This is a genomic window from Acinetobacter nectaris CIP 110549 (assembly GCF_000488215.1).
GTDB classification, from domain to species: Bacteria; Pseudomonadota; Gammaproteobacteria; order Pseudomonadales; family Moraxellaceae; genus Acinetobacter; species Acinetobacter nectaris.
Genome location: NZ_KI530734.1, coordinates 235,079 through 261,160, shown reverse-complemented (window position 1 = coordinate 261,160; position 26,082 = coordinate 235,079). Strand labels below are relative to the sequence as shown.

Below are 26,082 nucleotides of genomic sequence, written 5' to 3'. Positions count from 1 at the left end.
ATGATTTTAAGCTTAATTGTTCCTGTATATAACGTTGAAGAATATATATCAGATTTTTTTTATAGTATAGCCTATCAAATGCATGAAGATGTTGAGATAATTATTATAAATGATGGAACAGAAGATAATTCAATTCATATACTTTTAAATTTGATTAAAGAAATAATTTGTCCAAATTTACAAGCAAATTTCACTATCTTAAGCCAAGCTAATAGTGGTCAAAGTTCAGCTAGAAACTATGGGATTAAAGAGGCTAAAGGTAGGTATATAGGGTTTGTTGACCCTGATGATATAGTAGCTGAGAATTTTATTTCTTTATTGTTGCATAGTATTAATTTAAATAATGATACAGATGTTTTTCATTATAATGCAAAAAAGATAAATGAGAGTGGTACTATTATTTTAGGTGATATTAATTATGTTGACAAAGATCAATCATTTATAGCGGAAAAAAAATATCTATTGGCAATGTTTGAACAAGATATTTGGTATCCTTGGTTAAGGGTTTTTAAAAGAGATATTATTTCAGATTTTCAGTTCCCGATTAATTTATTGCTTGAAGATAAATACTTGTTTCCTAAAATATATGTTTCAAGAGTGAATAAGATTACAGAGATAAATAGTAGTTTGGTCTTATATAGAATTAGAGGAAATAGTTCATTAAATAATAAGGATAAGCAGGAAAAAATATTAGAATCATTATGCTGTGGTATGAAAGAGTATAAGGATTCTAATAATGATCTATTATATAGTATATATTTGCAGTACTTTTGGTCTTATTTATATGACATATCAAAATTTAATTTTAAGTATATTTTTTATAGAATGATAGGGTTTAAAAAAGAATATTGTTCTTTTATTAATGTGAAAAGTAAAAAAGAGATGCTAGTTACTAGGTTTCCTATATTTTTTGTTTTGTTTTTAAAGTTTAAAAGATTGCTAGGTACTTTTTAATGTATATTATATCCTTAATTATTCCTATATATAAAGTAGAAAAATATATAGAGAGTTGCTTACATTCTGTTTTTAATCAGAGCTGTAATGAAAATATAGAAGTAATTCTTGTAGATGATGGGAGTCCTGATACTTCTATTTCAATCGCTCAGTCTTATATTGATAGCTTAAGTCTAGTACATAAAAAAAATACTCGTATTATTCAACAGGAAAATAAAGGGTTGAGTGGTGCTAGAAATACAGGCATAAAGCATGCGCAAGGAAAGTATCTAGCATTTTTAGATTCTGACGATATCCTTAATGCTAATTTCTTTTCGAAGATTATTCCTATCTTAGATAATATAGAACCAGAAATACTAGAATTTAGAGCTGAGAGGTTTGATGATCAAGGAAACGTCACTCCTTTTTTATCATCTCTAGCAGTTGATGGTTTATATACCAAAGATGAGATATGGCAATCTTTATGTAATCAATCTGCTTGGTTTGCATGGTTAAGAGTTTACAATAGAAAATTATTTGTTAATGAAAATTTTTTCCCAGAAGGTAAAAATTTTGAGGATGCATATACAATTCCTTATATCTTTTTAAGTGCAAAAAAAATCTTTATTCTTAATGACATTCTAATTAAATATCGTTTTAACCCATTAGGCATTACAGCAACTAAGTCAGAGAAAAATTTAACAGATTTAGGTGATAGCGTTTATAAGATGGTTTCAAAGTTGAATATAGATTCTGTATTAACGGCTTCAGTTATTTCATTATCCCAATCTTATATTGATGATAGTTTGAAGTCTGAAGGTAGACTAAAAGCAAAGCAACGTTGGACAGTACTAAAAAAACATTTGTTATCAGCAGATGGTTTTACCCCAAGTATGATTACAAATAGAGGAAACAAATTATTTTATATTTTTGGTATTCCTTTTTTAGTGTTCGTCAATAAACTAAAAAAAATAGGAATCAAGAAGTGAAAAAAATAGGCTTTTTTATTAGTAATCTCAACCATTCAGGTGGCACGGAAAGAGTAACTTCACTAATTGCAAATCAGTTTGCAAAAAATGGATTTGATGTCACTATAATTAGTTTATATGGTGGTGATAAGCCATTTTTTGATTTAGATCAATCTATTAAGGTATGCTCGTTATATCAACAAAAAATATCTTTTAAAAAGAATTTTCTAGGTTGTATTTCTCAGTTAAGATCTCTAGTAAAAGAAAAAAATTTAGAAAGTCTTATTATTGTTGATAGTATTTTATGCGTATTTTCGGTTCCTGCACTTAGCTTTTTAAAAATCAAACATATCTGTTGGGAGCATTTCAACTTTAATGTTGATCTAGGCGTCAAAATGAGAAGTATTGGCCGAAAACTTGCCGCACAGTATTGCACTACTATAGTGACACTAACAAATAAAGATAAACAGCTTTGGGAAAAAGGAATATCGAAGATTAAAGCAGATATTATTGCTATTCCTAATCCAGCTCCCACTCAAATAATAAATCATAGACCAAACTTAAATAACAAAGTACTTTTAGCTGTAGGTAGATTGACTTATCAAAAAGGATTCGATCTATTATTAGATGCATGGTCCAATGTATGTAAAACTGATAAAGAATGGTGCCTTAAAATTGTTGGTAGTGGGGAGGATGAGCAAAAGTTAAAACAGCAAGCTATAGATCTAAATATTGTTCATAGGGTTGAGTTTATACCAGCTACCAAAGATATAGAAAAGTATTATAAAGAAGCTTCATTCTTTTGTATGAGTTCGCGTTTTGAAGGCTTGCCAATGGTCTTATTAGAGGCTCAAGCATATGGCTTACCAATCATTTCAATTGATTGTGATTGTGGACCTAGTGATTTAATTGAAAATGGAGTTAATGGCTTTATTTGTAAAGATATAGAAGAATTTCAAATTAAAATTAATAGAGCTATATTATTAAATAATGATAATTACATTGACTTTTCTTCTAGAGCAAGTGAAAGTTCCAGTAAATATTCAATATTAAATATTTTTATAAAATGGAATGAAATTATATGAATAATATAATTTCATTAACTTTATTTAGTATATTATTGTTTATTTTAGCTATATCTTATGTATTGGGGGTGTCATTTTTTTTAACAGACTATATGTGGTCTGTTTCTTTGATTTTGTATCTTATATTGGTTTACTCTTTACGGTATGCTAATGGCATAAATTCTATTGATTTTTATTCTTTGTTTTATATATCTATATTGGTTTTTATTTTTGGTAGATTTTTCGGTGTAATTTTAGGGTATGATAAAAATCCTATATTTCAATTAGACTTTTTTGTATACAGAAGTTTAAATGATTTTGAAAAAACAAAATTAATGTATTATAGCTATGCAGGTCTAATATCATTAGAAATAGGTTTGTATATATCTAGATTAATATTTAATAGAGAAAAAGAATTTTGTTATAAAATTAATTTGAGTAAAAGAAGCTTATATATTATATTGTTTATATATATCTTGTACACAGTAATTAGTTTATTTTTTCAAGTTCAAAATACTATTAAATATGGATATTTAGATCAGCTAGCGCAATCACAATCTTCTGATTATACTTTTCAATCAGGAACAATAATAACCTTGACATCAGCTTTTTTAATTTCTTTATTTTGTTTACAAGACAATAAAAGAATAACTAATATATTTCTTCTGTTTTTAGGTTTGAATACTATATCAGTACTAGTTATGGGAACTAGAGGAGCTTTTATTTGCTATTTACTATTTTTGATTTGGTATTATAATGATTTTGGATTCAAGAAGGTTAATATAGCTAAAGTTATAATTTATTTTTCTTTGATTTTTTTGTTCTTAAATACTATTTTTTATTATATAACTTTTAGAGAGAATGATGAGAATGCTTTAAATATTTACCAGAGAATGGGGAAGTTTATATATGATCAGGGAGTGACTCTTATGGTTTTTAATGAGTCTACATATTATAATGATTACCCTATTCATCAGTATTTTCAAAATTTTATACCAGGGTCAACCTTTATATATAATACATTTTATCATAATATTCCATTTTATGATAAAACGTTTGTTACGCATTTAAACTACTACTCTAATCCAGGCCTATTCCAGTTAGGTTATGGATTGGGTTGGGCTTTTTTTTCTGATATATATATATATTCATCAGGTATACTAGCTTTTTATATACTATATATAGTGCTTTTTAGTATTTTTATTAATTGGCTTCAATTTAATTTAAAGAGAAGTCTACTAGTAGGTATAATGACTATTGGTACCTTTATGTATATTATATATCTTCCAAGATCTTACTTAGCCACAGCATTTCCTCTGCTAGTATATATATTCGTTATTTACTATTCTTATCGGTTAGTGTTTAAAAGGAAAAAGTAAATGAAAATCCTATATGTAATTACAGGCTTAACTCTTGGTGGTGCTGAAAAGGTTGTAATAGAACTTGCAGAAAAAATGCATATTTTGGGGAATGATGTAAAAATAGTTTATTTAAAAGGTGAAGCAGTGATTAGGCCTCAATTTGATGAAATTGAGCTAATTCCATTAAATCTCAATAAACTATTTTCTATACCTAAAGCATCAAAAAAATATCAAAGTATTATTAAAGAATTTAAACCAGATGTCGTACACGCACATATGGTTCATGCAAACATTTTTGCAAGAGTTCAAAAGTTATTTTTACCTCAACACTATCTTATTTGTACAGCACATAATGCAAATGAAGGCGGTACTCTACGTATGTTTGCATACCGTCTGACGAATAATTATGCAAACGTTAATACCAATGTTAGTGAGGAAGCGACTCAAGCTTTTAAAGATAAGAAGGCTTTTAAAGATAGTGCTATTACGGTATATAACGGAATAAATTTAAATAAATTCCAAAACAAATGTGATGGTTTAGAAGTAAAAAAAGAGTTAGGCTTAGATTTAAATACTAAAGTTTTGTTAGCAGTTGGTCGATTACATGAACAAAAAGACTATCCTAATTTAATAAGTGCATTTAATATTCTTCAGCAGAAAGAAAAATGCTGTAATTATAAGTTACTCATTGTTGGTGATGGTGATCAAAAAAATAATATTCAACAGCTTATAAATGAATTAGGTTTACAAAATAATATAATACTTTTAGGGCGTAGAAATGACGTAGCCCGATTAATGTCTATGGCAGACTTATTTGTATTGTCATCTGCTTATGAAGGGTTTGGTTTAGTCGTGGCGGAAGCAATGGCTGCAAAAACTTATGTAGTGGCAACAGATGCGGGTGGAGTAAAGGAAGTCATGTCGGGTTTTGGAAAACTAGTTCCTCCTAAAAAAAGTGACCTATTGGCACAAGCAATGAGTGAAGCATTATCTTTAAGCGATAGTGAAAAGATTCAAAATAATGATCTTGCTTATGAACATGTAATTAAAAACTTTGATTTAGATAAAATTGTAGAAAAATGGCTAAAGCTTTATGCAAAAAAGTAAAGTTATTGCTTTAATTGGCAATACAGATGTAACAATGCTCGGTTTTCGATCAGATTTAATTCAAGCCTTAGTCCATCAAGGACATAAAGTATATGCTTTTGTATGTGAATATACAGCAGAAGGTTTAAGTCAAATTAAGTCATTAGGTGTAGATGTTATTACGTACTCGATGAGTCGAGGAGGGCTTAACCCTTTTTCTGATATTAAAGCGATGTTTGAGTTAAAGAATAAGTTACAAAAGATTAATCCTGATATTGTATTTTCATACTTTAGTAAACCTGTGGTATATGGGAGTCTAGCTGCAAAAATAGCTAAAGTCCCTTTTGTTGTTGGGATGATTGAGGGTTTAGGTTCACCGTTCACGCAACATCCATCAGGACAATCTTTAAAAATAAAAATAATTAAATACGTGCAAATTGGTTTATATCATATCGTCTTTCCATTTTTAAATAAGATTATTTTTTTAAATAATGATGATCCAATAGATCTAGTAAGTAATCATAAAATAAAGCATAAAAAAAATGCACTTACTGTATTGGGTCCAATTGGCGTTAATCTCAAGAAATATGAATATATTAGATGGGATGTATCTAAAGAAGTCTCCTTTATATTTATTGCAAGGTTAATCGGTGAAAAAGGTATTTTTGAATATGTTGCTGCTGCAAAAGAAATTAAAAGAATTTATCCACATGTAAGTTTTAAAATTATAGGTGGTTTGGATCTAGAAAATCCTGATGGGCTTTCTCAGGAAGCTTTAGATCAACTTACAAAAGAAAAAATTGTAGATTATTATGGTTATGTAGAAAATGTACCAGAGTTTATAAAAAATAGTGCAGTTTTTGTGCTGCCATCATATTATAGAGAAGGAGTTCCTCGTAGCATTCAAGAGGCTATGGCAATGGGACGACCTGTAATTACAACTAATGTTCCTGGTTGTAAAGATACTGTTATTTCTGGAGAAACTGGATATTTAGTACCTAAATGGGATGTAAGTGCATTAGTTGCTAAAATGGAAATATTTATAACAAAACCTGAGCTGATAAATCAGATGGGTGAAAACAGTTATAAATTTGCTCTTGAGTATTTTGATAGTGTAAAAATCAATCAAAAACTGATTGAAATACTTGAAGTATAAAGGGTTTAGTGAATGAAAAGGTTTTTAGATGTTTGTATTGCAATCATTGCATTAATATTACTTAGTCCTATATTTCTGCTTCTAATGTATAAAGTAAGAAAAAATTTAGGCTCTCCAATTTTTTTCTGTCAAAATCGACCAGGAAAAGATGGTAAAGAGTTTAAAATGATTAAGTTTAGATCTATGAAAGATGCTTTCGATAAAAATGGAAAGCCTTTACCAGATGAAGAGCGGATTACACCTTTTGGTCAGAAGCTTCGATCGACAAGTTTAGATGAAATACCCCAAATTATAAATGTTTTAAAAGGTGATATGAGTATTGTTGGCCCAAGACCACAGCTTTCTGATTTTATGAAGCATTATACAGCGAGACAACATCGTAGACATGATGTAAGACCAGGTATGACAGGCCTTGCTCAGGTAAGTGGACGTAATAACTTATCTTGGGATGAAAAGTTTGAATTAGATGTACAGTATGTTGAGACTCAAAGTTTATGGCTAGATATAAAAATTATTTTTAAAACTTTTTTAGTTGTCTTTAAAAAAGAAGGCATTAATGCGCCCGATGCAAAAGTTGGAGTAGAACGCTTTAGTGGAACCAAGCATAAATAATCATTAGTATAAGTATAAAAACCTGATTAAGAATATCAGATATACTCGCTACCTGAAAAATGCTACAATTATTCGCTATCTTTCTTCTTTAGCATCCTATAGTTGAATCTCATGACGACCAATACTCAAATTACCGAAGACCGTATCCTTATATTAGACTTCGGCTCACAATATAGTCAGCTTATCGCACGTCGTGTACGTGACGCTGGTGTTTATTCTGAAATGTATGCTTTTGATATGTCTGAAGAAGACATTCGTGCATTCAATCCAAACGGTATTATTTTATCGGGTGGACCTGAAAGTGTGCATGAAGCAGGCAGTCCACGTGCACCTGAAGTTGTATTTAACCTTGGTGTACCTGTCCTTGGAATTTGCTATGGCTTACAAACAATGTCAGAGCAATTGGGTGGTAAGGTTGAGGCAGGTACAGTACATGAGTTTGGTTATGCTGAAGTAGATATTTTGGTACGTGACCAACTTATTGGTGAATTACAAGATAATGAAAACCAGCTCCATGTTTGGATGAGTCACGGCGATAAAGTAAGTAAAATTCCTGAAGGATTTGCAGTAACTGCAAGCACGCCAAGCTGTCCTTTTGCAATGGTAAGCGATGAAGCACGTCGTTTCTATGGTATTCAATTCCACCCTGAAGTAACACATACTTCTAAAGGTAAAGAAATTCTTTCAAACTTTGTGCACAAAATTTGTGGTTGCCGTAGTTTATGGACTTCAGAACACATTATTGATTTGCGTATAGAACAACTACGTCAGCAAATTGGTAATGAAAAAGTTCTTCTTGGCTTATCAGGCGGTGTCGACTCATCTGTAGTTGCTGCTTTACTTCATAAAGCAATTGGCGATCAGCTCACATGTGTATTTGTAGATAACGGATTACTTCGCCTAAACGAAGGTGAGCAAGTAATGCAGATGTTTGCAGAAAATATGGGTATTCGTGTTATTCGTGCAGATGCTGAAGAACGTTTCCTTACTGCTTTGGCAGGTGAGGTTGATCCTGAGGCAAAACGTAAGATTATTGGCCGTGAATTCATTGAAGTATTTGCAGAAGAAGCACGTAAGCTTGATGGCGTAAAATATTTAGCACAAGGGACAATTTATCCTGATGTGATTGAATCTGCTGCAAGCAAACAAGGTAAAGCACATGTGATTAAATCACATCACAATGTAGGTGGTTTACCTGAAGACCTAGCATTTGATTTGGTTGAACCGTTACGTGATTTATTTAAAGATGAAGTACGTAAATTAGGGACAACACTTGGTTTACCGCATAGCATGATTTATCGCCACCCATTCCCTGGACCTGGTTTAGGTGTTCGTATTCTTGGCGAAGTAAAGAAAGAATATGCTGACATTCTTCGTTTGGCAGATGACATCTTCATGCAAGAGTTACGTAACAGTGGTTGGTATGACAAAACAGCACAAGCATTTGCTGTATTCCAACCTGTAAAATCTGTTGGTGTTGTGGGTGATGGTCGCCGTTATGCATGGGTTATTGCGTTACGTGCAGTGGAAACGGTTGACTTTATGACAGCGCGTTTTGCACATTTACCATATGAACTTGTAGATAAAATCTCAACACGTATTATGAATGAGATTAAAGATGTATCACGTGTGGTTTATGATGTTTCATCTAAACCACCTGCAACAATTGAATGGGAATAAAACTCCATTGAGTCAAAAAAAGCAGAAGTTTAAAACTTCTGCTTTTTTATTTTAAATTAAAACATTTTTTGGTACTTCTAAGCGGTTTAGCGCTGTATATATTTCATTAAGTTCTTGGCATACAATAAGTTTGGCGCGGTGTTGGGGCGGTAAAAAACCCTCTCTCACAGCATGATCAAGCTGAGAAATAAGTGAATTATAGTAGCCATTGACATTATAAAGAATCATTGGTTTTTGATGTTGTTCGAGTTGTCCCCATGTGGCGACTTCTAAAATTTCTTCAAAAGTACCAAGTCCGCCGGGAAGAGCAATAAATGCGCTTGCACGATCTGCCATCATTGCCTTACGTTCATGCATTGTTTGTACGACATGTAACTCTGTAAGTTCATGGTGGGCAACTTCATAATCCAACATAAATTCTGGAATAACGCCAACGGTTTCACCACCGCACTCAACAAAGGTGTCTGCTACTTGACCCATCAGTCCAATACTTGCACCACCATAAACAAGACCAAAATGATGTTGAGCCAATCCTTCAGCCAGTTCAATGGCACTTTGTAGATAAATAGGTTTGTTCCCTGTACGAGAGCCACAGTATAAAGCGACCAAAGTTTGAGTTGTTTTTTGTTCTACTTTATTCATTCTATTTTTCACCATATTAGACAATATATCCTCTTTAACATGCTTATTTCATAAGATACAAGTATCTTTTATCATCTTTGATTAAAACGACATAGATGTGACAAAAATAAAATAAGATATAAAAAGTAGTATTATTTGATGGTTAAATTAAAACTTACAGATTCGATCATCTTTAAATGATAAAAAGTCAGAAAATTTAGTGAATTTAACAAAAATCTTTCCTATACTGAATACTTGTTTAACAACATTTTTATGAATATGGGTTGTCGACGCTCGATAAAACTTTCGCCACAATTTAAAAAGCCTATACATTTACAGGGCTTTCTTTTTTCTTATTTTAATCAACACAATAAAAGAGAATTAATGCAGGAGCATGGTCAATGATATTTGAATGGATATCTGATCCTTCTGCATGGGTAGGTCTTGCAACGCTTGTCGTTCTTGAAATTGTACTTGGAATTGATAACCTTGTTTTTATTGCAATTTTGGCGGAGAAATTACCGCCAGAGCAACGTAGTAAAGCACGCCTACTAGGACTAACGCTTGCACTCGGCATGCGCATGGTATTGCTTGCCTCCATTGCATGGGTGGTTACGCTCACTCAACCACTATTTACGATTTTTGGGCAATCTTTCGCTGGGCGAGACCTCATTTTATTATTTGGTGGGGTATTTCTTCTCTTTAAAGGAACCATGGAGCTACATGAGCGCCTTGAAGGGAAAATGCAAGTCAAAGAAGATAATCCTGTGCATGCTGTATTTTGGGTGGTTATCGCACAAATTGTTGTATTAGATGCGGTATTTTCATTAGATAGTGTGATTACTGCTGTTGGTATGGTGAAGCATTTGCCTGTCATGATGATTGCAGTTGTGATTGCAGTCGGTATTATGATGTGGGCTTCTAAGCCATTGATGGACTTTATCAACCGTCATCCAACAGTTGTGATGTTATGTCTTGGCTTTTTAATGATGATTGGTTTTTCGCTTGTGGTAGAGGGTTTTGGATTCCATATTCCAAAAGGTTATCTATACGCAGCGATTGGATTCTCTGTAATGATTGAATTCTTGAACCAAACAACACGTCGTAACCAAGAGAAGCTCGTCACAACAACAGATTTACGCTATAAGACAGCCTCTGCTGTTATGCGTATGCTTGGTGGTAAGTCAAAAAATAATGGTTCTACGGAAGCAATGGACTCAGAAAGTGATGTGCTTGCAACGAGAGCATTGGCTGATGAAATATTTGATGGTGAAAACAGTACTTATCATAGTGTAATGGTGCAGGGTGTTTTAGGTCTATCTGAGCGACCTGTAAAATCTGTAATGACACCAAGACCAGATATTGACTGGATTGACTTAGATGATACGCCAAAAGAATTACAAGAGCGTTTAATGCAAATGACACACTCAAGGGTGATCTTTGCACATGGTGAGTTAGATAACTTAGCAGGTATTGCTTCAACCCATAAGCTTTTAAATGAATATGTAGATACTAAACAGTTACATGTTGAAAAAAGTTTACGTGAGCCAATGATTGTGCATGAAAATGCACATGTACTTATGGTTATGGAACAATTACGCCAAGCACCATTACAAATGGCAATTGTTTTAAATGAATATGGTTCAATCGAAGGCTTGGTAACACCAATTGATATTCTAGAAGCGATTGCAGGTGAATTTCCAGATGAAGATGAAATGGAAGCAGTTGCAGAAAGCCTCGATGATGGTTCATTGTTGTTAGAGGGTTCTACAGATATTCGTCATTTATCTTTATTGCTCGGTAAAGATTTAGTTGATGACAGTGAAGAATACTCGACATTATCAGGCTACTTGTTATTACATTTAGGTCGCTTACCTGAAAATGGTGATGTTGTAAAAGTTGATGGATATCAGTTTGAAATTATTACAATGGATGGACATAAAATTGAAAAAGTCCATATTGTTTCAATAGAAGATCAAGATTCACAATAAAGTTAGTTGGTTTGCAAAAGCATTTAATCACTCTAAAATAGCCCATTTTATATGGGCTATTTTTATGGAAAACAATCAGGCTTGCCCATGTGGTGGTGGGTATTACCAAGAATGCTGTTTACCTTTGCATGAAGGAAAAGTATATGCAGAGAATGCACAGCAGTTAATGCGATCTCGTTATAGCGCATTTGTAAAACAAAAAGTTGATTATATTGTGAAAACAACTGCAAAGAATCAGCAACATGCCTTAGATATTTCTGCATTGATGGCTTGGAGTAAAACCACTGAGTGGAAAGCATTGGAGGTTTTAAACTATCGGGATAATCTTGATAAAAACCATGCAAGTGTTGAGTTTAAAGCATATTATTGGTTAGAAGGCGAAACATGTGCACATTATGAGAACTCTTTTTTTGTGAAGCATTTAGACCAATGGTACTTTTTAGACCCAACATTAGAAGAAAAATATACGATGAAGCAGACATGTATCTGTGGATCTAATAAGAAATTTAAGCTTTGTTGTGCAAAATATCTTTGAAGCTGAAGTGCGTACTGTAGAAAAATAGAATATTTCATAGAAAAAAGATGAAAATTCATTATTCTGTAAACTAATAATGCCCCATACAAGGAACAGGGTATGTTGTTACTTACCATTATTTATATTATTGCAATTACTGCTGAAGCCATGACGGGAGCACTTTCTGCAGGACGCAGGAGTATGGACTGGTTTGGTGTCATTCTTATTGCTTGTGTAACAGCACTCGGTGGCGGTTCTGTAAGAGATGTTTTATTAGGGCACTATCCACTTGGTTGGGTAAAGCATCCTGAATATCTTGTACTTACTTGCTGTGCGGCATTATTTACCATTTTAATTGCAAATTGGATGAAACATTTACGTTCTATCTTCTTGCTTTTAGATGCACTGGGTTTAATTGGGTTCACTATTATAGGTTGTCAAATTGCAATTCAAATGGGGCATGGGTTTGTGGTTTCTGCTGTAGCAGGAATTATGACAGGTGTATCTGGTGGAATTTTAAGGGATATTCTATGTAATGATGTTCCACTTATTTTCCGCCGTGAGCTGTATGCAAGTATTTCTTTTGTATCAGTCATTTGTTATTGGTTGTGTATGCACTTTGGTTTAGTGCTTGAGTGGACAGTCGTGACAACGCTTGTTTTTGGCTTTAGTTTACGTGTCATTGCGATCTATTTTGGTCTTGAAATGCCAAAATTTATTTATCAAGATGATGATGAGCAATCGGCTTCTTCTAAAGATATTTAAATAAAGCCTTATAGTTTTGTATCTAAAACTAAAACTGTTTCAATGATTGAATTATAATCATTTCATCATATAGTGAAAAAGAACGGTATGGATACTCAAACAGCAGCAAATACGTCAAATTATGAATTAAATAAAAAAATTATCTCTGTTGTTATATTTACTTTTTTTGCCTATTTGTCAGTTGGCTTACCACTTGCTATTTTACCTCAACTCGTAAGCCAACAACTGCAATACAGTTCATTTATTGCAGGCGGCATAATTAGTATTCAATACTTAGCAACATTGTTAACACGACCAAAAGCAGGGCAACTGGCAGATATGCTAGGTGCACGTAAAGTTGTGCTTATGGGGCTTGGTTGTTGTGGTATGAGCGGTGTTTTCTCCATTCTTGCTGTATTTTGTATGGATAAGCCATCATTGAGCTTAATTTTGTTTGCACTTGGGCGTTTGTGCTTAGGTGCAGGAGAAAGTTTTGCTAGTACAGGCTCAACTTTATGGGGAATGAACCTTGTTGCTCGTACGGAAACTTCACGAGTAATTTCTTGGAATGGTGTGGCAACGTATTCAGCAATGGCTTTTGGCGCACCTCTTGGTGTGTATTTAAATAATCATTTTTCTACATATGCATTTGCGGCAACAACGCTACTTTTAGCTGTGATTGGTTTTGTTCTAGCATACCGTAAGCCAACGGTTCGTGTAAAAGTAGATACAAAAATTGCGTTCTTAAAGGTTGCGTCAAAAGTGTGGGTTTTTGGTGCTGCATTGGCTTTAGGGACGGTTGGTTTTGGTGTGATTTCTACATTTATTACACTATATTTTGATGAGAGACATTGGCCGAATGCTGCTTATGCTTTAAGTGTCTTTAGTATTGGGTTTGTATTTATTCGGCTTATATTTGGGAAAATGATTCCTAAGTTTGGTGGTATTAAAGTTTCATTATGCTCATTTGTCATTGAGGCATTAGGGCTACTTCTTATATGGGGAAGTACGTATATTGGTATGGCATATGTGGGCGCATTCCTTGTTGGTGCGGGCTTCTCTTTGGTCTTTCCTTCATTGGGTGTAGAAGCAGTTAAGCAAGTAGAGGCTCAAAATAGAGGTTCTGCACTGGGCGTATATAATGCATTTTTGGATATTGCACTTATGTTTATTGGACCACTTGCAGGATTGCTTATTCCTCTTATTGGTATGCAAAATTTATATGGCGTTGCTGGCGTCATTACAGTCTTTGCAGTGATTCTTATGTATTTTTTAAATAAGAATGCACAAAAGCAAATATGATGCATATTGAATGTAAATGAGTTATCAATAAATCAGCGAAAAGTAGACAAACACTTGTTCTTATGTGATGCACAGACTAGCATAGGCGACAGATAACAAATAACGAATTGGCCGTTTACATTTATGTCTAGTCTGACTCATCATGCAACTGAAAACCGTTCTGTTGCAGAATTTACTGAACAAGCGTATCTCAACTATGCAATGTACGTCATTATGGATCGTGCATTGCCTCATATTAGTGATGGTTTAAAACCTGTACAGCGTCGTATTGTCTATGCAATGAGTGAGCTGGGCTTAAAGCATAGCGGAAAGCCTAAAAAGTCTGCACGTACAGTGGGTGATGTTTTAGGTAAATACCATCCGCATGGTGATTCGGCATGTTATGAAGCAATGGTGTTAATGGCACAGCCTTTTAGCTATCGCTATCGTTTTATTGAAGGACAAGGGAACTGGGGTTCGCCTGATGACCCGAAATCATTTGCAGCCATGCGTTATACAGAGGCCAAACTTTCCCAGTTTAGTGAGTTATTGCTCTCGGAGCTTGGTCAAGGCACTTGTGATTGGCAAGATAACTTTGATGGCTCATTAAAAGAACCAATTAATTTACCTGCACGTGTACCCAATATTCTTTTAAATGGTACAACAGGTATAGCAGTGGGTATGGCAACAGATATCCCTCCTCATAATTTACGTGAAGTAATTAAGGGGACGATTGCTTTAATTCGTAATCCACAATTAACTGACCAAAAAGTTGCTGAATATATTCCGGGGCCTGATTTACCCACCAAGGCAGAAATTATTACGTCACCTGAAGATTTGTTGAAAATACAAGTGACGGGTCGTGGTAGTTACCGTGTTCGCGCACTATATAGTGTTGAAAAAAATGAAATTATTATTCATGAGCTACCATTTCAGGTGTCAGGCTCTAAAGTAGTCACGCAAATTGCAGACCAAATGCAAGCGAAGAAGTTGCCATTGGTTTCAGATATTCGTGATGAATCTGATCATAAAAACCCAACACGATTGGTCATTGTTTTACGCTCGAATCGTGTGGATGCTGCAATGGTAATGAGCCATTTATTTGCAACCACAGATCTAGAAAGTAGTTATCGTGTCAATCTCAATATGATTGGTGCAGATGGTAAACCGCAAGTAAAATCTATTCGTCAAATTCTTTTAGAATGGATTTCTATTCGTAAGAATACAGTGACGCGCCGTTTACAGTATCATTTAAATAAAATAGAAAAACGACTGCATATATTGGCAGGTCTGCTCATTGCATATTTAGACATTGATACAGTTATTCAGATTATTCGTGAAGAAGATGATCCTAAAACTGTTTTGATGGAAAAATTTGCGATTGATGAGATTCAAGCAGAGGCAATTTTAGAGCTGAAACTTCGCCATTTGGCTAAGTTACAAGAAATGGAAATTCGTAAAGAGCAAGATGAGTTATCTGCACGTGCTGCCATTATTCGAGAGCAGTTAGAAAATCCTGAGTCGTTAAAAGCATTGATTATTGATGAGTTGAAGTCAGATGCTAAGAGGTTTGGCGATGATCGTCGTTCACAAATTGTAGCGCGTGATGATGCAGTGCAAATTAAAGAGCAAGATCTTGTACCAGCAGAACCTGTCACGGTTGTTTTATCACAAGCAGGTTGGGTTCGTGCAGCAAAGGGCGCTGATGTTGATGCAGAAAAACTGAATTATCGTGCAGGTGATCAATACTTGAGTCATGCTGTGGGTAAGACGAATCAGCGTGTATATATATTAGATGAGTCAGGGCGAAGTTATGCCTTAGCCATTTCTACACTACCTTCTGCAAGGGGCTTAGGAGAGCCATTAAGCTCTCGTTTGTCTCCTGCAAGTGGTGTGAATTTTATTCAGCTGTATATTGCTGATGATAAGCAAGAAATGATGGTGGCAAGCTCGGCAGGTTTTGGTTTTAAAACAGTAGCACAGTCTTTAGATACCAATGCAAAAGCAGGTAAGGCATTTTTAACTTTGCCTGAGGGAGCGCAAGCATTGCCATTATTGCCAATAAAAGAGCATACACACCTTGCACTTTTAACATCGGCAGGTCGTTTACTTGTGACTGAATTGGCAGAATTGCCAATGTTAAACAAAGGTAAAGGGAATAAATTAGTACAATTAGATAAATCAGAGTCATTACTTGCAATTGAACCACTTCAGTTAACAGATATGCTAGAAGTCACAGCAGGACAGCAAAAACTGAAGCTGAAAGGGGATGACTTGGCCAAATATATTGGCAAGCGTGCAAGTAAAGGACAAGTACTGCCTCGTGGTTATCAAAAAGCATATAAACTCGAAGTTTATACATCATTTTGATTACAACGAGATATGATATTGTGAAAAGTGTTCTGTTGGTAAACTTTGAAGTTCGCCAACTCACAATCATGTTTATAATGAATAAATTCTTAAACTGGAGTTAGCTGGCATTATGGAAAAGATATGGTTTGATGAATACAAGCGAACAGGTATTCAAAACGAGATCAACTTGCCACCTGAAAATACTTCTTTAATTGATCTATTTGAAGAAAGTTTTCAAAAATTTGGCTCGCGTGATGCCTTTATCTTTATGGATAAAAAGCTGACTTATACAGATCTTGAGTTAGAAAGCCGAAAGTTTGCTTGCTATTTACAAAGCTTAGGTCTTAAAAAAGGCACACGTGTTGCCATTATGATGCCTAATGTATTGCAATATCCTGTTGCCAGCTTAGGAATATTGCGTGCTGGTTGTATTCTAGTCAATGTAAATCCTTTATACACAGCAAGAGAGCTTGAGCATCAATTAAATGATGCAGGTGTGGAAACACTGATAATTCTTGAAAATTTTGCTTCAGTTTATGAAAAAATAATTGGAAAAACCCCTGTAAAACATGTTGTAGTTGCTTCGGTTGGTGACATGCTTGGTATGGTGAAAGGAACTATTGTCAATTTTGTATTACGTACGGTGCGTAAACAAATACCAAAATGGCACATTCCGGGGTACATATCATTTAATACGGCATTAAGTCAGGTAAACCCAAACCAATATAAACGTCCTTCTTTAAGTTTAGATGATACGTTTATTTTGCAATATACAGGTGGAACAACAGGAATTTCGAAAGGTGCTGAACTGACCCATCGAAACTTGGCAGCAAATATGCTTCAAATTAGAAATTTATTTGAAAGTAAGTTTCGTACAGTTAAAAACCCTGAATATCGCTTTTTGGCGGCATTACCTTTGTATCATATCTTTGCATTTACCATTTGTGAGCTGTATGGATTATGCCAAGGTGCGACTAATTTACTTATTCCAAATCCAAGAGATTTGCCTGCTTTAGTTAAAGAAATTGCTAAGTTTAAGCCAACAGTTTTTCCAGCCGTAAATACTTTGTTTAATGCACTTGTACATAATGATGCATTTAAGCAAATTGATCATAGTCAAATGCAAATTGCGGTTGGTGGGGGTATGTCTGTTCTACCATCGACAGCTGAAGCATGGAAAAAATATACGGGAATTATTATTCATGAAGGCTATGGCCTTTCTGAAACCTCTCCAGCCGTTGTATTTAATCCGCCTGTATCTGAAGAGTTTACAGGAACAATAGGTATTCCTTTACCATCAACAGATATTGCGATTTTAGATGATGATGGGAAAGAAGTTCCTTTAGGAGAGCAGGGTGAAATTTGTATTCGTGGCCCACAAGTCATGAAAGGGTACTGGAATCGTCCTGATGAAACAGAAAAAGTCATGACAGAAGATGGTTTCTTTCGTTCAGGCGATATTGGTATTATGGATGAGCGCGGCTATATTAAAATTGTAGATCGTAAAAAAGACATGATTTTAGTATCCGGCTTTAATGTTTATCCAAATGAAATTGAAGAAGTTATTGCCCAACATCCTAAGGTTTTAGAAGTAGCTGCTGTAGGTGTGCCTGATGAGCGCTCGGGAGAAGCACCAAAGCTTTTTGTTGTAAAGAAAGATAACTCTTTGACAACAGAAGAGTTATTGGCTTATGCAAAGGCAAACTTAACAGGTTATAAGCGTCCAAGATTTGTTGAATTTATGGATGAGTTACCGAAGTCGAATGTTGGGAAAATTTTACGTAAGGACTTACGTAAGCAAGGATAGAAGAAAGTAAAAAGATCGATTTATCGGTCTTTTTTTATGAGACTATGTTGCATGACTTGATCTAGGTAAGGGCGAGCCACATGAAAAATAATCGTAAAAATAAGCATTGTGAGCGCTTGCATTTTTAACTTGCTTAGAACGAGCGTACCATAGCTGAAATAATTATCGATACAGCAATAAACAACAATAATAGCAAGCCATAGAGTGATAGACCAACGCTGAATACCAACGGCTATGAATGCAAGTGTGAGTACAATAATGGTTCCTAATGTAGAAAACCATGTCCAATTTGCACAGATCATGCTAATTAGAAATGCAATAATTGGAAGAACAATCATTAAAATACGATCAAGCTTTTTTTTAGCAACTTGGTGTTGATCAAGTGCATTTAATAATTCTTGTTGGTCAGGTTGTGGCATTTATATTCCATTAAAGGTACAAATCTATTTATATTTAACCGAAAAATAGTAAAAAAAGCCATGCTATTATAAATTATTGAGTTCAATCTGAGTTGAGAGTCGATTTCATGCAGAGCATAAGTGGCATTGTTTATTTAATTTTAATCGCATGTTTGTTGCCTTATGTATTTGCAATGATTGCAAAAGCTGTAGGTGGTTTTACATTAAAAGATAATCAAAATCCACGTCAGTTTTTATCTAATACAAATGGTTTGGCTGCAAGAGCAAATGCAGCACAACAAAATAGTTTTGAAGGGTTACCTTTATTTATTGCCGCTATTTTAATGGCTGAATATATGGTGATTGATCAGCATGTCATTATGATCTTAGGCAGTGCATATTTAATATTGCGCGTTTTATATGGTATTTGCTATTTGGCAAATTGGAGTAGCCTTCGTTCTGTGATGTGGCTGCTGTCGATGTGTTGCCCTATTTTTCTGCTAGTGTTGGTCATTCGACTGACATAACATTAATGATATTGCATTATTTTTAAGAATGAATGCAATGATATGATTGCTAAGTTACTTTTACGTCAACTTCATTAGAAAAAGCTGCTGTAAAATGTATAATTAAGAAGATAACCAATCGTAAATACAAGAGTATTGAAATGAGCTATAGCAATATCCCTGCGGGTAAAGATGCACCAAATGATATTTATGTTGTCATTGAAATTCCAGCGAATGCTGCACCAATTAAATATGAAGTAGATAAAGATTCTGATGCATTGTTTGTAGACCGTTTTATGGCAACAACAATGTTTTACCCTGCGAACTATGGTTATGTACCAAACACACTTTCTGAAGATGGTGATCCTCTAGACGTATTGGTTGTAACACCGCATCCAGTTGAACCAGGTTCAGTCATTCGTTGTCGCCCTGTTGGTAAATTAAACATGGAAGACGATGGTGGTATTGATGCAAAACTTGTTGCAGTTCCACATGAAAAATTATCTGCACTTTATACAGATATCCAAGAATATACAGATTTGCCAAAACTGCTTATTAGCCAAATTGAACATTTCTTTGCACACTATAAAGATTTAGAGCCTGGCAAATGGGTGAAAATCTCTGGTTGGGAAGGTGCAGACGTTGCTAAAGCTGAAGTTGTAAAAGCAATTGCAGCAGCAAAATAAAATATTGAAATAATAAAAAAGCCTTCGTATGAAGGCTTTTTTATTGAGTACGTTGGCTTAGAAATTAATTGGATATTCTAAGTATAAGCGCCATTCGTTAGTATTACCTGCATAATCGTTGTAGCTTGCATTTGCACGATATGTTGAATTACGTACTTTAAAGCTTAAATCTTTAGCAAAACCATTTTGAACGGTATATTTGACTTGGTTAAAGATTTCACGTTCTTTGGCATTATCTGTTTTGTCTTGAACATGGATATTCCAACCATATACATAAGCAGTTGTCCAAGTTAAACCAGGAACACCAAGTGCACCGAAGTCTAAAGAGTACATCGCTTGTAGGGATTTTTCATGGTTCCCATTAAAGTCAGAGAAATATGAGTTTGGAAGCGCAATAGAACCACCGCCATCACCCACAATGTTGTAATCATAACCAACATTGCCAGTACTTTGTTGGTATGAAAGCATACCTGTATGAGGGCCTTGGTTATACGTAGCAGCTACAGCCCAAATATTGTTTTTCTTCTCTGTATTATATGCGCCTGTAGGGAATGAAAGAATGCGCTCTTTAGAGTTGTCTGAGTCTAAGTTAGCATCATATTTAGTATGATAACCATTTAAATCAAATGTTAATGAACGATCGGCAGCAAGAGGTAGCTTATAGTTTAAATCTAAGTAGTGACGTTGTAAGGCATTTTTGAATGCTGCACCGTAGTATGAACCTTGTAAGTCCTTGGTGAATTGATATTTTGCACCCCAAACATCAGCACGCTTTAAGTGATTGCCATCAGTGTTAATTTGGTTAGAGTATTGATCTTTTGTGAAATGACCATAAACAACTTCTAAATCTTTAATTTCATGGCTTGTAACCAATGTACCTGTGTAGTATTCAGGGAGTAGACGAAGGTCATTACTTGCAAGTACAGGCAATTGTAAGAACTGCGTACCGTAAACAACAGTAGTATTTGAAATACGTGCTTTTACATTGACACCACCACGTGCCCAAATATCTTTTTGTCCATCTTTGTAGAGCATTTGGTTGCCAGCATGTGAGTTATCGCCAAGCTTAAATGCAAAGTCACCTAAAGCGCCAACACCAAAACCAACAGTTCCTTGTGTAAATCCTGAGTCAAACTTTCCAATAACACCTTGGCCCCATGAGCTTTTATATGTACCGTTGGTTGTGAAGTCACGGTTTATCCAACCATTACGTAATAAGATAGAACCTTTTGAGTCTTCAACGAACCCTTTTGAGTCACTTTGTTCACTTGCGTATGCAGTTGAAAGAAGCGTTGCTTGTACAACAAGTGCGAGTGCAAGTTTCTTGTGTAATTTTGGCATGTATGTATTTCCCCAATGAGGTAACTGTAATTTGGAGCTAATCAAAACACAGTGAGTTAACAAAAGACCAACTAATCTATAATAAAAAAAACCGTCTTTGCAAATTTATTTACCATGTGCCATATATAAAATACGGATTTGCTATGATTTTTTTTAGATATATGTGTCTATATTGGTAATATACACTGTATATTCTTAAATATTAATTAGCAAAAAGTATACCAAATTTCATAATAATGAAATTTTTGTTAAAGTAGGCAATGAGCCTTGGTTTAATATTTGCTTATATTTAAGCTATCTTCATTTGTATGTATTTAGGGGGAAATATGTTTCATAAATTATTATTCGTAACAGGTGTTCTAGCTGTTTCTAGTGTGGCAAATGCAGCAGATAATGGTTTACAACAGTATGGACTTTCTTTTTCTGGAAATGTTGCATTAACTTCTGACTACCGTTTCCGTGGTCAAACACAAACACAAAATGATCCTGCATTACAAGGTACATTTACTTTAGCGCATGATTCGGGTGTATATATCAGCGTATTTTCTTCAAATGTTGACTTTGGTGGGGTATCTCCGCATTTAGAATTAGATCCTTCTATTGGTTATACGACTAAACTGCCACTTTCAAGTACGCTACAACCAGTATTAGATACAGGTCTTGCGTATTATAATTACCCGAGTGGGCATGGCTTAAACTATCCAGAAATTTATGCTCGTCTTACTTTTGCCGATGCGTTTGTAAAAGGTGACAGTATTACGCCAAGTATTGCCTATAGTAATAATTATGGTGGAAACTCGACGAAAAATTCTGAAGGTCACCGTATTAATAATTGGAACTTTAATTTAGCGTACGCTGTACCATTTGCCGATACAGGTTTTGGTGGGGTTGCAAGTGTAGGTTATAGCAAAGCCAATCATAAGATTGCTGTATACGGCAATGATGATAATTACATCGATTGGAAAGCAGGTGTAACATATAATGTTAAATCTATTAATGGCTTAACTGCTGAGTTAGATGCAGTTGGAACAAATATTGATACAGCGGGTTATGACCATGTTGCAAAACGTGGCGTAGATACGGGTGCAATGTTTAGTCTTACAAAGACTTTTTAATTAAGTCATTAATATTGCAATAAAAAAGTGCCTTTTGGCACTTTTTTATTGCATGGGACTACGATAAGAGAGTGCTTCGCTTAGGTGTATAGATGCAATATGCTTAGATGATGCTAAATCTGCGATTGTACGTGCTAGGCGTAAAATGCGGTGATAGCTACGTGCCGATAAGCTAAGCCGTTCTTGAGCAATACTAATGATTTTTTTACAGTGATCATCAAGGGGTGCATATTTTTCTAACTCATGTGGTGTAAGCATATAGTTAGGTTTATTTTGTCTGCTTAGCTGTAATTCATACGCTTTGATAACACGGTTTCTTACTATCTCAGAGCTTTCTGTAGCTATTGTGGTTTGTAGGTCGTATGAAGATAAAGGAGGAACATCAATGTGTAAGTCTATACGGTCAAGCATAGGACCAGATATTTTATTTTGATAGTTTCTAATCATGGTAGGTGTACATTGACAGCGATTATCTTCATGAAATGCATAACCACATGGGCAAGGATTCATCGCTGTAATGAGTTGAAAGCTAGCAGGAAAAGTAATCTGGCTTGATGCTCTAGAAATAGTAACTTCTTTTTCTTCAATAGGTTGTCTGAGAGACTCTATAACTTTTCTATTAAACTCAGGAAGTTCATCTAAAAATAAAACACCTAAGTGTGCGAGCGTAATTTCACCAGGTTTTGGAGATGAGCCTCCTCCAACGAGTGCAATATGCGAAGCGCTATGATGAGGTGCTCGAAATGGTCTATGACCGAATTGATATGATTTCTTAGCAATAGAATAGATGCTTGCAACTTGTAAGCGTTCAGTTTCTTTCAATGGAGGTAAAATACTAGGTAGCCTTGAGGCAAGCATTGTTTTACCTGTGCCAGGAGGCCCTCTAAAGAGAAGCGAATGCCCACCTGCGGCTGCAATTTCTAAAGCACGGCGAGGTCTTTTTTGCCCTTTAATATCGATGAGGTCTAAGGTATCTTCTTGTTGAAAAAGGATAGATTTTGTTTTAGTAAGTTTTTGAAGCTTATTAATATTTAAAAAGTGATTGCATACTTCTTTGAGAGACTGTGCTGGATATACCTCTAAATTTCTTAATTGATTTGCTTCATCAGCATTGTGGCATGGTAAAAAGAGCGCACGTTGCTGTTGTTCAGATGCCATTGCAATGGTGAGTGTGCTTGAAACAGCTCGGAGTTGACCATCTAAAGATAATTCACCAATAAACTCATAATTTTCAGAGGGAATTGAGGGTATTTGTCCCGATGCAATGAGTATGCCGAGGGCAATAGGTAAATCGAGTCGCGCCCCTTCTTTCGGAAGGTCAGCGGGTGCAAGATTAATGGTTAATCTTTTGATTGGAAAGGTAAAACCACTATTAATAATTGCTGAACGTACTCGATCTTTACTTTCACGCACGGCTGCTTCCGCCAGACCGACAATAGTTAAAGATGGTAGACCTTGGCTGATATGTACTTCGACTTCAATACTTGGTGCATCAAGACCGAACACACCACGGGTATAAATTTTAGCAAATGACATTTTGAACCAATTTGGTGCTTAGTAATGGATGTGTATTGTTGGATTATGCACTATTTTTGTGCTTCGATGTTTTGAATAGCTTGTTCTAAGATAGTAACTTGCTGGCTAAGTTCATCCACTCTAATATTTGCCTGAGATAGAGCTATTTGATGACGTTCTATTTCCTCTTTAGAAACCAAATCCATTTTTTTTACAGTTTCACTTAATAGTGCGCGCAAATTATGTTCTAAATCGGCTTTGGGTTGTTCTATCTGAGATAAAATAGATTGAATAAGTTGTTCGATCATAAGATGCCAAAATAAAAAATTGAAAATAAGTTGTTAGTTTAGCACTGCTAAATCGCGCTTAAACATTCATTAAGTATAAAATAAGTTTTAAAATATAGATTAGCCATAAAAATTTTCATACATATTACGAGATATTTATTCCCATCCAATATTAAGTTGTATTGGCATGAAAATTGAACATAAAAATCAAACACAATCAAATAATCGGAAGGAATGAGACATGAAGCTTGTAACAGCAATTGTAAAACCATTTAAGTTAGATGATGTTCGTGAAGCACTCTCTGAAATTGGTGTGCAGGGGATTACTGTCACTGAAGTTAAGGGGTTCGGGCGCCAAAAAGGGCATACAGAGCTTTATCGTGGTGCAGAATATGTTGTAGATTTTCTTCCAAAAGTGAAAATTGAAATTGCAATTAGTGATGAAATGGTAGATAGCGTGATTGAATCTATTACTCGTGTTGCAAGTACAGGAAAAATTGGCGACGGTAAAATATTTGTGACCACTTTGGAGCAAGTTATCCGTATCCGTACAGGTGAAACTGGCCCTGATGCTGTTTAGATTTGGCATAAAGATTGCTATTAGCTGAGTAACTTGCATGAATATGGGTGGGGGAATATGAAAAAAATCATAATGGCATTAGGGGTAACCAGTGCACTTTTAACAAGTGCACCAATATGGGCGGATAGTTCATCGGCATCTGCACCAACATCTTCGGCAGCAGTATCTGAAGTAACAGCAAATAATGTTGCGGCGAGTGTTTCAACCCCGACCCCTCAGCCTGCGCCAGCATCTACGGCAACATCTAAGCTAGATACGGGGGATACAGCTTGGGTGCTTATCTCAACAGCTTTGGTATTATTGATGACGATTCCAGGTATTGCACTTTTCTACGGCGGTATGGTGCGTAAGAAAAATGTTCTTGGAATTATGGCACATAGTTTAATAGCGACAGCATTAGTGAGTGTTGTATGGGTTGCGGTAGGGTATACCTTAGCATTTGATGCGGGCAATGCATTTATTGGTGGTTTTAGTAAAGCGATGCTTTCAGGAATTGGTCTAGATACTTTACAAGGTACGATTCCTGAAATTCTATTTGTTATTTTTCAAATGACTTTTGCCATTATTACGGTTGCCATTATTAGTGGTTCAGTTGCTGAGCGGATGAAGTTTGGTGCATTCGTTGCATTTACAACACTTTGGATTATTGTAGTTTATGCACCAATTGCCCATTGGGTATGGGGCGGTGGTTGGTTGGCAGCAGATGGTGCTTTAGATTTTGCTGGTGGCACAGTTGTACATATTAACTCAGGTGTTGCAGGTCTTGTAGCAGCATATATGTTAGGTAAGCGTGTTGGTTTTGGTAAAGAATCAATGGCACCACATAATTTAACACTGACAGTAATTGGTGCAGGACTGCTTTGGGTAGGTTGGTTTGGCTTTAACGGTGGTTCAGCATTAGGTGCAAATGGTGGCGCAGCTTATGCTTTAGTAACAACTCAAGTAGCAGCAGCGGCAGCAGCAATTTCATGGTCTTTAATTGAAAAACTTGTTCGTGGTAAAACATCAGTACTTGGTATCGCTTCTGGTGGTGTAGCCGGTCTTGTGGTAATTACCCCTGCGGCTGGTTATGTCACTGTAGCAGGTTCACTTATTATGGGTTTACTTGGTGGCGTAATTTGTTTCTGGGGAACTACAGCACTCAAACGCTTCTTGAAAGTAGATGACTCACTTGATGCTTTTGGTCTACATGCAGTTGGTGGAATTGCAGGTGCAATTTTAACAGGTGTATTTGCAAGTTCATTTATTATGGGCGATAAAGCACCAACAAATATGGCGCATCAATTATGGGTACAAAGCCAAGGTGTGCTCGCAACAATTGCTTATAGTGCTGTATGTACATTCATTATTTTAAAAGTCATTGATGTGGTTATTGGTATTCGTGTTTCACATGATGATGAACGTATGGGACTCGATTTAAGCCAACATGGCGAACGTATCGAATAAATAAAATTTTAATGAAAATAGCCTCTATATGGGGCTAT

24 protein-coding genes are annotated in these 26,082 nt (G+C 35.1%); 19 read left to right on the top strand and 5 right to left on the bottom strand.

From position 1 onward, the window contains the following. From P256_RS10185 to guaA, 8 genes are all read left to right on the top strand, one after another. Entirely contained in the window at positions 1-954 is a 954-nt protein-coding gene (locus P256_RS10185; RefSeq protein WP_023273599.1) for a glycosyltransferase family 2 protein, read from the top strand. Further along, on the top strand, positions 954-1,922 hold the full coding sequence (locus P256_RS10180; protein ID WP_023273598.1) for a glycosyltransferase family 2 protein: 969 nt from the start codon (positions 954-956) through the stop codon (positions 1,920-1,922). The genes P256_RS10185 and P256_RS10180 overlap by 1 nt, the downstream gene beginning before the upstream one ends. After that, entirely contained in the window at positions 1,919-2,986 is a 1,068-nt protein-coding gene (locus P256_RS10175) for a glycosyltransferase family 4 protein (protein WP_023273597.1), read from the top strand. Before P256_RS10180 ends, P256_RS10175 begins: the two co-directional genes overlap by 4 nt. Continuing rightward, a complete protein-coding gene (locus tag P256_RS10170) occupies positions 2,983-4,344 on the top strand; it encodes an O-antigen polymerase (protein ID WP_023273596.1) in 1,362 nt (453 codons plus the stop codon). The genes P256_RS10175 and P256_RS10170 overlap by 4 nt, the downstream gene beginning before the upstream one ends. Beyond that, a complete protein-coding gene (locus P256_RS10165) occupies positions 4,345-5,433 on the top strand; it encodes a glycosyltransferase (protein WP_023273595.1) in 1,089 nt (362 codons plus the stop codon). Beyond that, positions 5,420-6,568, top strand: coding sequence for a glycosyltransferase family 4 protein (locus P256_RS10160; protein ID WP_023273594.1), 1,149 nt, complete (start codon positions 5,420-5,422; stop codon positions 6,566-6,568). The genes P256_RS10165 and P256_RS10160 overlap by 14 nt, the downstream gene beginning before the upstream one ends. A gap of 12 nt (positions 6,569-6,580) precedes the next feature. Next, positions 6,581-7,180, top strand: coding sequence for a sugar transferase (locus P256_RS10155; RefSeq protein ID WP_023273593.1), 600 nt, complete (start codon positions 6,581-6,583; stop codon positions 7,178-7,180). Positions 7,181-7,291: 111 nt separating this feature from the next. Further along, positions 7,292-8,860 carry a glutamine-hydrolyzing GMP synthase gene (gene guaA / locus P256_RS10150; protein ID WP_023273592.1) on the top strand — a complete coding sequence of 523 codons (1,569 nt, stop codon included), beginning with the start codon at positions 7,292-7,294 and terminating at the stop codon, positions 8,858-8,860. Positions 8,861-8,911: 51 nt separating this feature from the next. Here the strand turns inward: guaA and P256_RS10145 are convergent, their stop codons facing one another. Further along, on the bottom strand, positions 8,912-9,517 hold the full coding sequence (locus P256_RS10145) for an LOG family protein (RefSeq protein WP_023273591.1): 606 nt from the start codon (positions 9,515-9,517) through the stop codon (positions 8,912-8,914). 365 nt (positions 9,518-9,882) lie between these two features. On the opposite strand from P256_RS10145, the gene P256_RS10140 reads away from it, so the two are divergent. From P256_RS10140 to P256_RS10115, 6 genes are all read left to right on the top strand, one after another. Continuing rightward, the gene (locus P256_RS10140) at positions 9,883-11,472 is read left to right on the top strand and encodes a TerC family protein (protein WP_023273590.1); all 1,590 of its coding nucleotides are present in this window, start codon (positions 9,883-9,885) and stop codon (positions 11,470-11,472) included. Between the two features lie 64 nt (positions 11,473-11,536). Further along, positions 11,537-12,007: a YchJ family protein gene (locus P256_RS10135; RefSeq protein WP_023273589.1), complete on the top strand. Its 471-nt coding sequence runs from the start codon at positions 11,537-11,539 to the stop codon at positions 12,005-12,007. A gap of 102 nt (positions 12,008-12,109) precedes the next feature. Then, positions 12,110-12,751 carry a trimeric intracellular cation channel family protein gene (locus tag P256_RS10130; protein ID WP_040332149.1) on the top strand — a complete coding sequence of 214 codons (642 nt, stop codon included), beginning with the start codon at positions 12,110-12,112 and terminating at the stop codon, positions 12,749-12,751. 87 nt (positions 12,752-12,838) lie between these two features. Continuing rightward, positions 12,839-14,032, top strand: coding sequence for an MFS transporter (locus tag P256_RS10125; protein ID WP_023273587.1), 1,194 nt, complete (start codon positions 12,839-12,841; stop codon positions 14,030-14,032). A gap of 123 nt (positions 14,033-14,155) precedes the next feature. After that, a complete protein-coding gene (gene parC / locus P256_RS10120; RefSeq protein ID WP_023273586.1) occupies positions 14,156-16,381 on the top strand; it encodes a DNA topoisomerase IV subunit A in 2,226 nt (741 codons plus the stop codon). Positions 16,382-16,493: 112 nt separating this feature from the next. Continuing rightward, a complete protein-coding gene (locus P256_RS10115) occupies positions 16,494-18,170 on the top strand; it encodes a long-chain-fatty-acid--CoA ligase (RefSeq protein WP_023273585.1) in 1,677 nt (558 codons plus the stop codon). A 20-nt stretch (positions 18,171-18,190) separates the two neighbouring features. On the opposite strand, the gene P256_RS10110 is transcribed toward P256_RS10115, so the two are convergent. Continuing rightward, positions 18,191-18,589: a hypothetical protein gene (locus tag P256_RS10110; RefSeq protein WP_023273584.1), complete on the bottom strand. Its 399-nt coding sequence runs from the start codon at positions 18,587-18,589 to the stop codon at positions 18,191-18,193. A 107-nt stretch (positions 18,590-18,696) separates the two neighbouring features. Here P256_RS10110 and P256_RS10105 point away from each other — a divergent pair, with 107 nt between their 5' ends. Further along, positions 18,697-19,095, top strand: a complete 399-nt coding sequence (locus tag P256_RS10105; protein WP_023273583.1) for an MAPEG family protein — start codon at positions 18,697-18,699, stop codon at positions 19,093-19,095. Between the two features lie 140 nt (positions 19,096-19,235). Further along, positions 19,236-19,760 (top strand): inorganic diphosphatase, encoded by a 525-nt coding sequence (ppa, locus tag P256_RS10100; protein WP_023273582.1) that lies wholly within the window; start codon positions 19,236-19,238, stop codon positions 19,758-19,760. Between the two features lie 57 nt (positions 19,761-19,817). On the opposite strand, the gene P256_RS10095 is transcribed toward ppa, so the two are convergent. Next, positions 19,818-21,101, bottom strand: coding sequence for an OprD family outer membrane porin (locus tag P256_RS10095; RefSeq protein ID WP_023273581.1), 1,284 nt, complete (start codon positions 21,099-21,101; stop codon positions 19,818-19,820). A gap of 326 nt (positions 21,102-21,427) precedes the next feature. On the opposite strand from P256_RS10095, the gene P256_RS10090 reads away from it, so the two are divergent. Continuing rightward, on the top strand, positions 21,428-22,216 hold the full coding sequence (locus tag P256_RS10090; protein WP_023273580.1) for a TorF family putative porin: 789 nt from the start codon (positions 21,428-21,430) through the stop codon (positions 22,214-22,216). 45 nt (positions 22,217-22,261) lie between these two features. Here P256_RS10090 and P256_RS10085 read toward each other — a convergent pair whose 3' ends face one another. Together P256_RS10085 and P256_RS10080 are read right to left on the bottom strand one after the other, a co-directional pair. After that, positions 22,262-23,752 carry a YifB family Mg chelatase-like AAA ATPase gene (locus tag P256_RS10085; protein ID WP_023273579.1) on the bottom strand — a complete coding sequence of 497 codons (1,491 nt, stop codon included), beginning with the start codon at positions 23,750-23,752 and terminating at the stop codon, positions 22,262-22,264. A 50-nt stretch (positions 23,753-23,802) separates the two neighbouring features. Beyond that, a complete protein-coding gene (locus P256_RS10080; RefSeq protein ID WP_023273578.1) occupies positions 23,803-24,039 on the bottom strand; it encodes an accessory factor UbiK family protein in 237 nt (78 codons plus the stop codon). Between the two features lie 220 nt (positions 24,040-24,259). Between P256_RS10080 and glnK the strand changes: the two genes are divergently transcribed. Both glnK and P256_RS10070 read left to right on the top strand, forming a co-directional pair. Next, entirely contained in the window at positions 24,260-24,598 is a 339-nt protein-coding gene (glnK, locus tag P256_RS10075) for a P-II family nitrogen regulator (protein WP_023273577.1), read from the top strand. A gap of 57 nt (positions 24,599-24,655) precedes the next feature. Beyond that, complete coding sequence (locus P256_RS10070; protein ID WP_023273576.1) at positions 24,656-26,044, top strand: ammonium transporter; 1,389 nt, start codon at positions 24,656-24,658, stop codon at positions 26,042-26,044. The last annotated feature ends 38 nt before the right edge of the window (positions 26,045-26,082 follow it).

Excerpts from the sequence above, each read along its gene's own strand:
- P256_RS10145 (WP_023273591.1), bottom strand. The coding sequence starts at position 9,517 with ATGGTGAAAAATAGAATGAATAAAGTAGAACAAAAAACAACTCAAACT.
- P256_RS10090 (WP_023273580.1), top strand. The coding sequence starts at position 21,428 with ATGTTTCATAAATTATTATTCGTAACAGGTGTTCTAGCTGTTTCTAGT.
- P256_RS10170 (WP_023273596.1), top strand. The coding sequence starts at position 2,983 with ATGAATAATATAATTTCATTAACTTTATTTAGTATATTATTGTTTATT.
- parC (WP_023273586.1), top strand. The coding sequence starts at position 14,156 with ATGTCTAGTCTGACTCATCATGCAACTGAAAACCGTTCTGTTGCAGAA.
- P256_RS10125 (WP_023273587.1), top strand. The coding sequence starts at position 12,839 with ATGGATACTCAAACAGCAGCAAATACGTCAAATTATGAATTAAATAAA.
- P256_RS10115 (WP_023273585.1), top strand. The coding sequence starts at position 16,494 with ATGGAAAAGATATGGTTTGATGAATACAAGCGAACAGGTATTCAAAAC.
- guaA (WP_023273592.1), top strand. The coding sequence starts at position 7,292 with ATGACGACCAATACTCAAATTACCGAAGACCGTATCCTTATATTAGAC.
- P256_RS10185 (WP_023273599.1), top strand. The coding sequence starts at position 1 with ATGATTTTAAGCTTAATTGTTCCTGTATATAACGTTGAAGAATATATA.
- ppa (WP_023273582.1), top strand. The coding sequence starts at position 19,236 with ATGAGCTATAGCAATATCCCTGCGGGTAAAGATGCACCAAATGATATT.
- P256_RS10155 (WP_023273593.1), top strand. The coding sequence starts at position 6,581 with ATGAAAAGGTTTTTAGATGTTTGTATTGCAATCATTGCATTAATATTA.
- P256_RS10160 (WP_023273594.1), top strand. The coding sequence starts at position 5,420 with ATGCAAAAAAGTAAAGTTATTGCTTTAATTGGCAATACAGATGTAACA.
- P256_RS10165 (WP_023273595.1), top strand. The coding sequence starts at position 4,345 with ATGAAAATCCTATATGTAATTACAGGCTTAACTCTTGGTGGTGCTGAA.
- P256_RS10180 (WP_023273598.1), top strand. The coding sequence starts at position 954 with ATGTATATTATATCCTTAATTATTCCTATATATAAAGTAGAAAAATAT.
- P256_RS10135 (WP_023273589.1), top strand. The coding sequence starts at position 11,537 with ATGGAAAACAATCAGGCTTGCCCATGTGGTGGTGGGTATTACCAAGAA.
- P256_RS10085 (WP_023273579.1), bottom strand. The coding sequence starts at position 23,752 with ATGTCATTTGCTAAAATTTATACCCGTGGTGTGTTCGGTCTTGATGCA.
- P256_RS10110 (WP_023273584.1), bottom strand. The coding sequence starts at position 18,589 with ATGCCACAACCTGACCAACAAGAATTATTAAATGCACTTGATCAACAC.
- glnK (WP_023273577.1), top strand. The coding sequence starts at position 24,260 with ATGAAGCTTGTAACAGCAATTGTAAAACCATTTAAGTTAGATGATGTT.
- P256_RS10095 (WP_023273581.1), bottom strand. The coding sequence starts at position 21,101 with ATGCCAAAATTACACAAGAAACTTGCACTCGCACTTGTTGTACAAGCA.
- P256_RS10105 (WP_023273583.1), top strand. The coding sequence starts at position 18,697 with ATGCAGAGCATAAGTGGCATTGTTTATTTAATTTTAATCGCATGTTTG.
- P256_RS10140 (WP_023273590.1), top strand. The coding sequence starts at position 9,883 with ATGATATTTGAATGGATATCTGATCCTTCTGCATGGGTAGGTCTTGCA.
- P256_RS10080 (WP_023273578.1), bottom strand. The coding sequence starts at position 24,039 with ATGATCGAACAACTTATTCAATCTATTTTATCTCAGATAGAACAACCC.
- P256_RS10070 (WP_023273576.1), top strand. The coding sequence starts at position 24,656 with ATGAAAAAAATCATAATGGCATTAGGGGTAACCAGTGCACTTTTAACA.